General features: G+C 60.9%; 11 protein-coding genes. 4 read left to right on the top strand and 7 right to left on the bottom strand.

The annotated features are described in order from the left end of the window. Window positions 1–92: 92 nt before the first annotated feature. Window positions 93–533 carry a N,N-dimethylformamidase alpha subunit family protein gene (locus MGN01_RS19230; protein WP_147048449.1) on the bottom strand — a complete coding sequence of 147 codons (441 nt, stop codon included), beginning with the start codon at window positions 531–533 and terminating at the stop codon, window positions 93–95. A gap of 570 nt (window positions 534–1,103) precedes the next feature. Between MGN01_RS19230 and MGN01_RS19225 the strand changes: the two genes are divergently transcribed. Genes MGN01_RS19225 through MGN01_RS19215 form a run of 3 tightly spaced genes read left to right on the top strand, consistent with a single transcriptional unit; the run spans window position 1,104 to window position 4,640 of the window. Then, window positions 1,104–1,793, top strand: coding sequence for a response regulator (locus MGN01_RS19225; RefSeq protein WP_147048448.1), 690 nt, complete (start codon window positions 1,104–1,106; stop codon window positions 1,791–1,793). After that, window positions 1,786–3,333 carry a hybrid sensor histidine kinase/response regulator gene (locus MGN01_RS19220; protein WP_238258404.1) on the top strand — a complete coding sequence of 516 codons (1,548 nt, stop codon included), beginning with the start codon at window positions 1,786–1,788 and terminating at the stop codon, window positions 3,331–3,333. Before MGN01_RS19225 ends, MGN01_RS19220 begins: the two co-directional genes overlap by 8 nt. After that, window positions 3,330–4,640 (top strand): ABC transporter substrate-binding protein, encoded by a 1,311-nt coding sequence (locus MGN01_RS19215; RefSeq protein WP_147048446.1) that lies wholly within the window; start codon window positions 3,330–3,332, stop codon window positions 4,638–4,640. Before MGN01_RS19220 ends, MGN01_RS19215 begins: the two co-directional genes overlap by 4 nt. A gap of 52 nt (window positions 4,641–4,692) precedes the next feature. On the opposite strand, the gene urtE is transcribed toward MGN01_RS19215, so the two are convergent. From urtE to MGN01_RS19190, 5 genes are all read right to left on the bottom strand, one after another. Beyond that, window positions 4,693–5,391 (bottom strand): urea ABC transporter ATP-binding subunit UrtE, encoded by a 699-nt coding sequence (gene urtE / locus MGN01_RS19210; RefSeq protein ID WP_147048445.1) that lies wholly within the window; start codon window positions 5,389–5,391, stop codon window positions 4,693–4,695. A gap of 2 nt (window positions 5,392–5,393) precedes the next feature. Continuing rightward, the gene (urtD, locus tag MGN01_RS19205) at window positions 5,394–6,134 is read right to left on the bottom strand and encodes an urea ABC transporter ATP-binding protein UrtD (RefSeq protein ID WP_147048444.1); all 741 of its coding nucleotides are present in this window, start codon (window positions 6,132–6,134) and stop codon (window positions 5,394–5,396) included. A 10-nt stretch (window positions 6,135–6,144) separates the two neighbouring features. After that, window positions 6,145–7,254, bottom strand: coding sequence for an urea ABC transporter permease subunit UrtC (gene urtC / locus MGN01_RS19200; RefSeq protein ID WP_147048443.1), 1,110 nt, complete (start codon window positions 7,252–7,254; stop codon window positions 6,145–6,147). Between the two features lie 26 nt (window positions 7,255–7,280). Continuing rightward, window positions 7,281–8,165, bottom strand: coding sequence for an urea ABC transporter permease subunit UrtB (urtB, locus tag MGN01_RS19195; protein ID WP_373866605.1), 885 nt, complete (start codon window positions 8,163–8,165; stop codon window positions 7,281–7,283). A 103-nt stretch (window positions 8,166–8,268) separates the two neighbouring features. Beyond that, entirely contained in the window at window positions 8,269–9,579 is a 1,311-nt protein-coding gene (locus tag MGN01_RS19190; RefSeq protein ID WP_147048478.1) for a transporter substrate-binding domain-containing protein, read from the bottom strand. 512 nt (window positions 9,580–10,091) lie between these two features. Here MGN01_RS19190 and MGN01_RS19185 point away from each other — a divergent pair. Continuing rightward, window positions 10,092–11,555 carry a carbohydrate porin gene (locus MGN01_RS19185; RefSeq protein ID WP_147048442.1) on the top strand — a complete coding sequence of 488 codons (1,464 nt, stop codon included), beginning with the start codon at window positions 10,092–10,094 and terminating at the stop codon, window positions 11,553–11,555. 398 nt (window positions 11,556–11,953) lie between these two features. Here MGN01_RS19185 and MGN01_RS19180 read toward each other — a convergent pair. Next, window positions 11,954–12,887, bottom strand: a 934-nt coding sequence (locus MGN01_RS19180) for a universal stress protein (RefSeq protein WP_210246088.1), incomplete at its 5' end; no start/stop codon positions are given.

The raw sequence follows: 12,887 nt of genomic DNA, 5'->3' as shown, positions 1-12,887 counted from the left end.
TGAAGCGCGGACTTGCCTCGCGGGCGCGCCTTCGCCGGCCTTGAGCGCGGCCGAATTCGGTTAAGGTGGCGGAGGTGAAGACGGGCGGCGGATCAGGTGACCGGCCAGTTGTCGTCCTTGCGTTTCCAGCCTTCGTGGAAATCTTCCGGAAAGCCGTAGCTGTCCGAGAGTTCATCCAGACGCATCAGGAAGATGTCGTGCTGAATCTCCTGCTCATCGGTATAGATCTTGTCGTTGACGAATTCGGGCGGAACACCCCGAATTCCCGACAACCGACCGATCCGCCATTCCGCATCGATCTTCGTGCAGATCACGATTAGTTTGCCCTTCGGGTTCTCGCCCCGCATGCGGAGCAGAACCCGCTTGAGGACAGGGTCGGCGTGCACGCCACCGGTCACTACTGTGGTGTCGCCGGGCGTTTCGCAGAGCAGGACAGAGTTTCCGGCCACCCCCTTCATGGAATCCATGCACGCCTTGTGCTCGTCGATCAGACGCTGGCGCTCCGGGGTGCCCTTCTTCGGAATCGGTTCCATTACAATCCTCTTGGCTGAGGCGCCCCCCAATACGAGGCGCAATCATCGGACGACTTGGCAAAGCGCGGCCGTTGCTTGCAGAGGAGATGATTCCTTCTGTTTATCTCTGCGACGTAAAAGCTACGCTCCGTTCCGATTGGGCGTCAATACGTCTAGATGTTTCGTCTAGACCTATTTGTCGGCACATCATGCTTAGAATGTGTGCAGCAGGCTCGATGCGCGAGCAGCTTCGCTGCGTGACATGATATCGACCGGTTGGCCGAGCTTCCTGCGACGGCTTCGATCCGATCTGATACGCGGTGATGCCACCTATATCCGGCTTTCTCTTGGTGAGATCAGTCGGCGCGGGTGCGCGCAAAACAAGGATCCTGCTCTACGCCGATACGTCTAACAAATATGACTAGACGCATTGGTAATCTGGCTCGCATATTGCGACCCAATTCATCCGGATAGCGCTCAGCGCCCCTTGGCAGCTTACCGTCATGACGGGTAAGGCTGTTGGATTGGCGGTTCCGGGGAGGTGCCGTCGTCACATTGGGCGCAGCGCATGACAGGGGCGGTCCTGCTCGCATGAAGATCCTCATCGCCGACGATCACTGGGTCGTGCGAGAATCCCTCAAGCAAGTATTGCGAGGCTTGCGGCAATCTCTCGATTTGTTTGAGGCGGAGACGTTCGACGAGGCTCAAGCAATCCTCGAAGGTCATCCCGATGTCGACTTGATGCTCGTCGATCTCGTCATGCCCGGTTTCTCGGATTTCGACGGCCTTCGTCGTCTTCGCGCCTCTTTTCCCGACGTTCCAGTCGTCGTAATCTCGGTTCACGAAGACGTCGACCACGTCATGCGATCGCTCGGACATGGGGTGATCGGCTACATCCCGAAATCATCCGGCGGTCAGGAGATCGAGCGCGCGCTCGAACGCGTGCTGGAGGGCGAGGTTTCATTTCCTCGTCGCATCATCGAGCGGTCGGGCGGTGCCGTCGCACCGTCCGTGCCGCTGCAGAACGGCCAGCATCTGAACGAAGGGGCGGCAGCCGAACGCGACGTCGGCGTGCTGACGGAGCGTCAGAGGGACATCCTCCTGTTGCTGGGCCAGGGCTACTCCGTGAAGCGGATCGCATCGGAACTCGATCTCAGCAGCCATACGGTCCGTGTCCACCTCGGCAACGTCATGAAGAGCTTGAACATGCGCGATCGTGCCGAAGCCGTGCATTATGCGATCAAGTATTTCGGCCCGCTGGCGGCGACGGAACGTGGCTGACGAGCCAGATCTCACAGCGGAAATCCGGCCTGCCCTAGATCCGACGGTTCTGGCGGGACTGGATGCGCTGCCGAGCGGAATCGCGATCTGGCGCTCCGATCGCCGCCTCGCCTATGCCAACGAAACCCTACGGCGCACGCTTGGCGTCACACCGACGGCAGGCGAACTCTTCGACGATTTTGTAGGTCGCCTCGCCCATTCCCGGGAAGTCGTGCTTGCAGATCCGGATCTCTGGGTTCGGGAGGAAATCGCGAATTTCGGGCTCGAGAAGTCGGCCGACTACATCCTCGCCGCCGGCCTCGTCATGAACGTGACGCAGCGTCCGACGCGCGACGGCGGCCTATCGGCGACTTACTCCGACGTCACCGCGATGAAGCGCAACGAGCAGGCTCTGCGCGAGGCGAAGGAAGCCGCGGAGGCGACCGACGAGGCGAAGTCGCGCTTCCTGAGAGCTGCCAACCACGATCTGCGCCAGCCGCTCGCCTCTCTCAAGATTCTTATCTACAGTTGCCTCCGCGAAACCGACCAGGATGCGCGCGCCGAAATGTTGCACGCGATGAGCGTGGCGGCGCTGATCATGGAGGACCTGCTCGGCGCGCTCCTCCAGATCGGGCAGCTCGATGCGGGTCGGATCAAGCCGCGCATTACGAGTTTCCAGCTCTCCCAACTTTTCGAGCGGCTCGACATCCAGTTCCGGCACCAGGCTGAGGCGAAAGGCCTGCGGCTGCGCTTCGTCACTCCGCGCGACACGATTGCCACCGATCGGGCTTTGCTTGAGCGTATCCTGAGCAACTTCGTCGCCAACGCCATCCGATTCACCGAGGTCGGAGGGGTCTTGATCGGCTGCCGCAAGGAGGGAAAATTCCTGCGCATCGAGGTCGTCGATACCGGTCGCGGCATTAAAGACGCGGATCACGAGCGTGTCTTCGATGAGTTCTATCGTGTCACAGACGAGCGGCGCAGCGAGAAGAACGGGCTTGGCCTCGGCCTGAACATCGTCAAACGGCTCGCCGATCTGCTCGAACTTCCCGTGAGGTTGAGATCCTGGCCGAAGCGCGGCTCGATCTTTTCCGTGACGGTCCCGTTCGGCAACATCTGGCACAGTGAAGGCGGGGACGCTGAGATCAGCGAGACCGTCGCCGGTGAGTTTGTCGGGATTCCGGTTCTGCTCGTGGAAGATGACGACATCCTGCGCCGGAGCATGACGCAGCTCCTTCAACGATGGGGCATCGAGGTTCACGCCGCCGCCAACGAGGAAGAGGCCTTGCGACTGGCGCGCTCCGGAACGCAGGTCCGCCTGATCGTGGCCGACTACAACCTGACCAGCCGGACCGGCGTCGACGTGGTGCGCGAGTTGCGAAAGGCGTTTGGCGCGGAGACGCCCGCCTTCATCGTCACCGCCGATGCCGAGCCTAAGGTTCTCCAGGGTATCCGCGAGGCGGGTCTGCCGGTCCTGATCAAGCCGGCGAGCCCGCCGCGTCTGCGCGTCTTGATGCACAATCTCCTGTTCGAGCCGGGGCAAGTGCGCCGGCCGGAATGAATAATCAAGGTAGGTTTAAGCGAGTGTCCGTCGAACTGCCGCCGATTCCGATCGGGAGCATGATCCCGCTGACAGGGCCCTCCGCCGCCGACGGCGCAGAGTTCCGCAATGGGATGATCCTCGCGGTCGAGGAACTGAACGCCCAAGGCGGCTTGCTCGGTCGCAGGTTCCGGCCGATCTTCGCCGATACCTGCCGGCAGACGGCCGAAGAGGTCGTAGCCGCGGCACGCATGCTGATCGAGAAGCATCAGGTCCATGCGATTGTCTGCGGCTACAACATTGGTCCGCAGAATTCCGAATACGAGCCGATCGCCGATGCGGGGATAATTTACGTCCACGCCAACACGCTGCTGCAGCACCACGACACCGTGATGAGCGATCCGGAGCGCTACTTCGGGTGTTTCATGGCCGACCCGGCGGATTATTGGTACGGGCCGGGCTTCATCAAGTTCCTCTCCTGGCTGCGCGATACCGGGCAATGGACGCCGAGTTCAGACCGGCTGGCCATCATCGCCGGGTCGAAGCCGTACAGCATCGTCATTGCCCAATCGATGGCGGCCGCAGCAGCCGATTACGGCTGGCGCCTCTGCTTCGGCCCGAGGATCGTGCAGACGCCGACGACGCAGTGGCGCGAGGTCATCGAAGAGGTTCGCGCAACAAATCCGGCTGTCGTTGCCAACACGCATTTCTACGCGGCAGATCTCGCTTATTTCCAGCGGCAGTTCATGGAGAACCCGATCGACTGCCTCGTCTACCTGCAATACGGCGCGATGCACCGCACCTTCGCCGACATTGCCCAGGAATCGAGCGTCGGCATCATCGTCTCCTCCGTCATTGGCCTCTTGCGCGACGAGGTCGGGAAGAGCTTCGAGGCTCGCTACAATGCCCGCTTCGGTGAGGGCGCCAGCGCGACGATCGGATGCCAATCGTACAGCAACATGCACCACTACGCCGTAGCCGCCGCCATGGCCGGGGGATCTGGGCCGCCCGGCGATTTCGAACAGAACCGCAAGGTCGCAAAGGCACTCAAGGGCATGATCTATAGGAGCGTGCACGGCACGATCCGCTATCATCCCGACTGGCAGGCCGCCGTTCCATACCCGGTCGTGACCCACGACCCGTCGCTCGGCATGCCGCACATCTTCTATCAGATCCACGATCACCGGAAACCGCTCTCGATGATCGCGCCGGAACCCTACAACACCGAGCGGTTCATCCTGCCGCCTTGGATGAGCCGACGCCGCGGCCCACAAAAGCCCGCTCCTGCGAGTAGCCCCAAGACGGGAAGACCGACCAGCAGCGCGTGATCGACGCCGCTGGTCCCTGGCACTCGCCGTCCCGACAGGACGGCAACCCCGCTCAAATCGTCATGTGTCGATCGATCAGCTCGTCCGTCATGTCTCCGATGGGACCACGCGCGACGATGCGACCGTTCTCCATCATCAGGAAGGCATCGCCGAGCTTTCGCGCAACCTTGATGTGCTGCTCGGTCAGGATCAGCGTGATGCCGAATTCTTTGTTCAGGCGCCCGAGCGTATGGCCGATTTCGGCAACAATGTTCGGCTGAATGCCTTCCGTTGGCTCATCCAGCAGAAGGATGCGTGGGTTCGTCGCGAGGGCACGCGCAATCGCAAGTTGCTGCTGCTGGCCGCCCGACAGTAGACCTGCCTTCCGATGCAGGTTCTGGGCGAGATAGGGGAAGAGGCTCAGGCAGAGCTCCGGCACTTCCTCCTTGCCGTCGGTGCGCGCGAACGTGCCGAGCAGGATGTTCTCCTTCACCGTGAAGTGCGGCAGGATCTGGCGGCCCTGCGGGATGTAGCCGAGGCCGTATTTCGCGCGCTTGTAAGTCGGCGCGTCGCCGATCGCATCGCCGGAGATTCTAATCTCGCCGTTCGAGCGGTCCGTGAGGCCCATAATGGTGCGCAACAGAGTCGTCTTGCCGACGCCGTTGCGACCGAGCACACACAGGCACTGGCCTTCCGGCAGATCGAAGCCGATATCCTTCAGGATGGGCGTCTTGCCGTAATAGGAGGTGACGTTTCCGAGAGAGAGCAGCACGGTCAGATCTCCGGTTCGCCAAGATAGACTTCCCGCACCTTCGGGTTGTTCTCGATTTCACTGAGCTTCCCCTGGGCGAGGAAGCTTCCCATGTGCATCACCGTCACGACGTCGGCGATTTCGCGCACGAAACCCATGTCGTGCTCGACGACGATGAGGGTGTGGTTCTTCTTGAGCTGGTTGAGGAAGACGATCGTCTTCTCGATCTCGGACTCGGTCATCCCGGCAACGGGTTCGTCCAGCAGCAGGATGGCTGGGTTCTGCATCAGCACCATGCCGATCTCGAGCCATTGCGTTTCGCCGTGGGAAAGAAAGCCTGCCTCCACGTCGAGTCGGTCCTTCAACCCGGTCAACGTCGCGACCTCGTCGAGCCGCGACTTAAAGCCCGCCGGCTGGCGGCGGAGCATGTTTCGGAAGGGATTGACCTCCTGCGAATACGAGACCTCGAAGTTCTGGCGCACGCTCAGCTCACGGAACACGGCCGGAACCTGGAACTTCCTCCCGATTCCGCGCTGGGCGATTTCGTGTTCGCCCAGACCTGTGATGTCGTCGTTGCGCAGGACAATCTTCCCCGAGGTGGGCTTCTGGCGCCCGGTAATCAGGTCCATCGTCGTCGTCTTGCCGGCACCGTTCGGACCGACGAGGCAGCACAGGGTCAATTCCGTCACGTCGAGGCTGAAGTCGTTGATGACGTGCGTGCCACCGAAACTCTTGTGCAGATTGTGGATTTCGAGAACGCCCATTGTCTTGTCCTCACTTGGCTGGAGCGCCGACGGCGTGGGGGGGCGCAATGGGATCGGAGGCCCTGAGTTGGCGGTTGGCCACCATGCCGAGAACCTTTTCGAGCAACCCGGCCAGCCCGCGCGGCAGGAAGCGGACGACCAGGATGAAGAAGCCGCCGAGCAGCAGGAGCCAGGTATTGAGGAACTGGTCGCCCAGATAACTTTGGCCGCCCTGGATCATCAGCGCACCGAAGATGGAGCCGAGCAGCGACAGCCGTCCGCCGATCCCGGCCCAGATCACCATGGTGATGCTGAAGGTGACGTCGAGCTGCGCAGGCGACACGTACTGGACCAGCATCACCCAGAGGCAGCCCGCAATCGCCGCGATCAATCCGGAGATGGTGTAGATGACCGTCTCGTAGAGGGCGACGTTGTAGCCGAGGAAGCGCACGCGCTCCGGGTCTCCTCGCAGGGCCTGGACGACGAGCCCGAACTTGCTGTGCGTCAGCAGTTTCGAGGCGACGGTCGTCAGGATGAGCAGGATGAGGACGATCCAATATGCCTTGGGGCTATACGGATCGATCTCGGTGCCGAAGATCTGCAGGGCGGCCGGCGGCGAGATGCCGTTCACACCGTTGGTGTAGGGCTGCATGTCGAGGATCAGCGTATTGAGAGCGCTGAGCATCGCGAGCGTCATGATCGCGATGAACGGGCCCGAGACGCGGGCGCGAAACATCAAGCTTCCGAAGATCACGTAGAACAGCGTCGGCACGAACAACGCCAGGAAGATACCGAAGCCCGTGCTCCAGAACGGCTCCCAGAAGAACGGCAGATGTTCGAGGCTGTTGTTCGCCATGAAGGGAGGCAGCGGGTTCGAAGCATCCTGAGATTGCATCTGCATGGTCATCGCCATGCCGTAGGCGGCCAAGCCGAAGGCGATGCCTTGACCGAGGTTCAGGATGCCGCCGAAGCCCCAGCACAGGCTGATCGAGAGGGCCAGCATCGCGTAGACGCCGTAGGTCGCGAACTGATTGAGCAGGAAGCCATCGCTGACGAAGGTCGGGATGATGGCGAGGCCGAGGAAGAAGACGGCGTAGACCGTCCACTGAGCCGACCTGTTGTGGAAGAGGTTCTTTGTCATCGATCTATACTGATCTTTCCGAGAACTCAGCGACGCGCTTTGGCGACGGCGAAGAGGCCGCGCGGACGAAACCGCAGGAAGACGACGATGAGCACGTAGAGGAGGAAGCGCGCGAAGGTGTCGTTCGAGACCATCGCGAAGATGGACTGCAATTCACCGGTCAAGCCAGAGGCCGCGACACTTCCGATCAGGGTTCCGCCGCCGACGACAACTACGAGGAAGGCTTGAACCACATAGGCTGTGCCCATCGTCGGGAGGACGATTGCCAGTACGCCGAACAGGCAACCGGCCATGCCTGCGAGGCCAGCCCCGATGGCGAAGGTTGTCATGTAGACGCGATCCGCGTTGATGCCGAAGGAGGCTGCCATCTCCTTGTTCTGCATCACGGCACGCACCTGCATGCCGAACCGGGTACGGTAGAAGAGATAGACGGTGCCGGCGACGACCGTCGCAGTGAAACCGAAGACGAAGATCCGGAACACTGACAGGCTCACGAAGCCGATCTCGACATTGCTCTGGAAGATGTCGGGAACGGAGACGTATTTCGGATCGCTGCCGAAGAGGATGCGCACGCCCTGCATCAGGATGAGCGACACGCCCCAGGTCGCCAGAAGCGTATCGAGTGGGCGGTTGTAGAGGTATCGGATCAGGCCCCTTTCGATCACCAGTCCGACTGCCGCCACGACGAAGAACGAGGCCGGGATGCAGAGCAGAAACGGCAATCCGAAGAAGCTTTGCAGCACGTACGATGTGTAGGCGCCGAGCATGAGGAACTCGCCGTGGGCCATGTTAATGACACCTACGGTTCCGTAAATGATCGTCAGTCCGATCGCTGCGATCAGCCAAATACTGGCGATGCTCAGACCGAGGATCAGCGCATTCACGACGGACGCGAATTCGATGTGGGGCACGATGCCTCCGCAGTTTCATCTTGAGTTTGGCCGGCAAGAATGATGCCGGTCGGGTCTGCGCCATCCTCGCGGGAGAGCTTCCCGCGAGGCCGTCGGTCTGCGGTCAAATCACGTTCTTGCGTGCTTTACCGTCGGGCGCGACGAGCCCGTCGGCCGTGCACTTCCCGGAATTCGGGTAGATCGAATAGGGGTCTGGAGCGACGTGTTCGGCAGCCTGGTAGACGGTCTTGAAGCTGCCATCGGGTTGGCACTGACCAATCTTGGGCTTCAGCCAGGTGTTGAAGTTGTCGCCGTCGATCCAGATCAGACCTTCCGGCGAGACGTCGTCCTCGACCCGAATGCCGCCGCTAACGTCGCGGATCATCCGAGACGTGACCTCTTCGATGTTGCCGGTCTTCTTGAGAGCCTTTTCCAGGCCGTACTTGAAGACGTAGGCGGAGAGATACGTCTCTTCCATGTTGTAGTGCGTGCTGCCGTTCTTCCCGTATTTGCTCTTGAGGAAGTTCTCGACGAACGTCGCGTTCGTCGCGTTTTCAAGCGTCTGGAAGTACGGCGCCGACAGGAAGTGGCCCGCGCCGACATCGGCGCCCATCGCCTTGGTCTCGATCTCGCCGGTGGTCAGCGAAGCGATCGGCATCGAGTCGACCTTGAAGCCTTCCTGCTTGAACTGCTTGTGGAAGGCGATGTCGGAGGCGCCGACGACGGTCGAGAAGATGAAGTTCGGCTTGGCGTCGCGGATCTTGTTGAGGACAGGTCCGAACTCGGAGCTGCCGAGGGGGATGTACTCCTCTCCGAGAAGCTCACCGCCCGCGTTCTGGAGCCAGAGCTTGGCATTCTTGTTTGACTCCTTCGGCCAGACATAGTTCGAGCCGACGAAGAAACACTTCTTGCCGAAGTTCTTGACCATGAACGGGATCAGGTCTTTCGAATGCTGGTTTGCAAGCGGACCTGTGCAGATCGTGTTCTGGGTGCATTCGGCGCCCTCGTAGCAGGTCGGGTAGTAGAGCAGGTTGTTCTGCTGCATGACGATCGGCAGGATCGCCTTGCGGCTCGCCGACGTGTAGCAGCCGAACAGCGCTATCACTTTCTCGCGCAGGATCAGTTCTTTTGCCTTCTCCGAATAGACATTGAAGTCTGACTTCGCGTCGATAATGATCGGCTTGATCTCGTGGCCGGCAATGCCGCCGTTCTTGTTAATTTCCTCGATCGCGTATTGCATCACGAGGGTTGAGTCTTCTTCCGGTACGGCAAGTTGACCGGTCAGGGAGAACAGCAGGCCGACTTTGATCGGCTCGCCCTTCTTCAGTGTGGCGCCCCAGGCCTCACGCGATGTCGGCAACCACAAATGCGGTGCCGCAACGGCCGCCGCGGCCAGCGTCGACCCTTTCAATATTCTACGACGCGTGATGTCCATCATGGTCTCCTGCAAGACAGCCGTCCGCTGCTCGCGCAATGCGAGCGACGAAGTTGTTGCGCTTCCGGCACTATTTTGTCCTGACGAGAAAGGCTGACACGGCGGCCTGGGGGCGTCAACGCATCGCCTGGAGAATCTCTATGCTTTCGCTGCGCGAAAAGAAGGCAGCATCAAATAGAGCGTGGCATATTTACAAGAATGACGCCGTGGCCTTTGGAAAGCGAAGGTTGGTAGTTGACCGCTCAAGCTCTGCAAGCAAGCTTTAAAGTCATGCTGGCCGGGTGGCGCATTGCTTGACGCAATGTGTACCTGGGTCTTGCAGCCACAGGTGGAATCAACTCGGATGTGTGTTCACATCTGATTTTGCGCAGCCCGCGAAGTCAGATGTGACGGGGCAGCCATCCAGCGAAGCACCAAGCGACCAATGGGGAGACGGATCGGCCCGATGCTGCGCTGCGCGGCATCGAGGACTGATCACGGCTGTCCGGTGATCTTCTGGAGGGCATGAGACAATGAAGTTTAGTCGAAAAATCGATCATCGCTCGCGGCATTTACTGCGGAAGAAGACTCTGATCTGTTCCGCCGCCTTGCTCCTCAGTGCGCTCGGCGCAAGCAACGCTTCGGCGCAGACGGCGTCTGCGGTGGGTAGGTTCGTGGGCAGGACACAGGCGCGTACGGATCCGGCCATCGCCGAGAAAGCCGTATCGCCGGTGAGGGTCGGCCCGCTAGCCGATTGGGCGAGCGCCATGGCCGCCGCCGGCTTCACCTTCGATATCAACATGTACGACTTTTATCAGGCCAATCCTTCTGCCGGCCTGCGACCCGGAAACCAGTCGAACTCGGCCTATTTCGTGCTGAGCATGACCGCCGACATGCAGAAGCTCGCCGGCATCGCGGGCGGCTCGATCAATTTTACCGAGACCTTCTTTGGATTGGTGCGCAACACCAACCTCGCCGGCGCCATCGGCGACACCACGATGGGCTACCAGCCGCCCTTCACACCGAACGACACCCGCCTATCGCTGTTCACCTATCAGCAGAAGCTGCTCGAGGACCGTCTCGTGGTCGAGGTCGGCCGCACGCATCCGGGCCGCTATTACGGGCTCCCGAACTGCAACTCGATCAATACCTGCTTCCAGGACCTGTTCTACTTCAATGCCGGCTTCACCTCGCCGCTCTTCGGCGTCTGGGGCGGCAACGTCGCTTACAAGCTCTCCGAGAATACATACATCCAGGCCGGCGCCTTCAGCGTGAACCCCGGCACCAACTACCTATCCGGATACGATTGGGGCTACGAGAAGCTTGCCGGCGTGCTGGTCATGTCCGAGATCGGCTACAAGACCGACTACACCCAGGAAGCCTATCCGACCCGGATCTCGCTGACCGGCTTCTACAATAGCGCCGATCACGACGATAACTACCGCACGATCTTCGGCACGGCCAAGGGCCTCAACCCCGGCGCCCCGGTCCTGCAGCGGCAGGGCACCTCGGGCATCGTCCTGACCGCTAGCCAGACGGTCTGGCGGGCCGATGGCGGCCTCGAGCTCAACCCGCACCCCACCGCGCTGGTGCTCTATACCGGCACGGGTGGCGCACTCGACTCGACGATCCCAATCCAGTTCAACTCGTTCTTCGGCGTCATGCTGCAGGCGCCCGACCAGAGCCGGCCGAACGACACCTACGGCCTGAAGATGAACTACCAGCGGATCGCCGACGACTACGCGACCTTCCTGTCCCAGGCAAACCTCACAGCCGGCGGTTCGGGCCGGGGCTTCTCCCGCGACAAGTTCATCTTCGAGGCCAATGCCCACTTCGACTTCGGCCGCGGCATCGCTCTCGAACCGGCCGTCCAGTACCTCGTCAACGGCAACAGCTACTTCGATCCCTATACCGCACGCCGCCCCAAGGACGGCTGGTACGGCGGATTCACACTCATCGTGCCGCTCGGAACACTCCTCGGCCTCGCACCAGGCTGAGTCCGCTTTCGAAGGGCAACCTGGCCCCTACCCTGAGACATTCGGCATCGAGACGGTTTGCCCGATCGATGCCGTTTCCATCGCCTTCATCCCGATGGAAGCGATCATTCCGCAGGACGCAATCGACGTATCAATGAGCATGACGTTGAAGCTCGGCGGCTTGGTCTCATCTCCTCCCGGCAATTCTTCTTGCGGGGTCTCGGATATGGGATAGCTCCTTTGGCTTCGGCGTGGTGTCTCTGTCTGCGGCACCGCATGAAGGGGCCGGGCCTCGTTCTCATCGCCGAGCCGTCAAGCGCTCGAGCCTGACGAGGCCTGCGTGCGAACGATATACTTCCCAAAATTTGCCCATCAGGGCGGGCTCGGGAATAGGCGCGAGAGCAACACACGGATCATGGTCAATGGCTGAACAAACTCGGCAATCTGAGTGAGGTCAGGAGACCATAGGTCACGCTCCCAAAGACCAGTTCTCTCATTCTCGAATGTCCGTAGGCTCCGGCCACGACGAGGTCTGCGCCTTCCTTGCGGGCGAACTCGGATATCGTAGCAGCGATGTGCGGAGAGGTTCTAAGTCTGATCGCGTCGTGGTTGATGCCGTGACTATGAAGATGCGCACTAACAGCCTCGAAGTCGGAAGCGGTCCCGGCTAGATCGACCGAGACGAGCAGCACCCGCTCGCTGCACTTCAATAGCGGTATTGCGTCCGTCACGGCTCGGCGCGCTTCGCGTGTGTCCTTCCAGGCGACGACAGTGCATCGCAGTGGGAGATCGTCGACATGCGGAGGCGTCACTAGGACGGGCCGTCCCGATCGCAGGATCAACTCCGCCAGATCCAGGGGCGCGCACGTCTCTTGGGGGTCGTCGCCTTCCTGGCTGCGCATGACCAGAAGGTCGAACGCCGCGCTCTCGGCCAGCAACCACGAAAGCGGATCCTTCTGCGCCGAACGCCAGTGCACTCTTGCTCGGTCGCATGTGATCGCGTGAAAGACCGACCGCAACTTTTCGAGTTCGGCCAACGCGTTGTTCGACGCCAGCGCTGCAATCCGTCCGTCGAGATGGGAGCCTCTGCCATATAGCGCTATCGGCAAAGGGTCATGTGCTGCCAACCCGGTAAGGTTGGCATCGAATCGATCGGCGAGCTTTCTCGCTAGGCGTACCCGATCGGGAGTACCGGCGCTGGGGTCCAGGCCGACTGCAATGTTGGCCAACGTCATTCGGGCGATCTGCCTTTTATAAGCGTGCCATTGTCCGCAATGGCGGTGTTCATGCGTTCCTGACCCTCTCTCGATCGGAGAAGTCACGGACACGTTGTCAATATAGTTCGATTTTCCG

The sequence above is a fragment of the Methylobacterium gnaphalii genome, assembly GCF_007992215.1.
Lineage (GTDB): Bacteria > Pseudomonadota > Alphaproteobacteria > Rhizobiales > Beijerinckiaceae > Methylobacterium > Methylobacterium gnaphalii.
The sequence above is the reverse complement of the archived record's forward strand: the minus strand, read 5'-3'. Positions and strand labels throughout refer to the sequence as shown.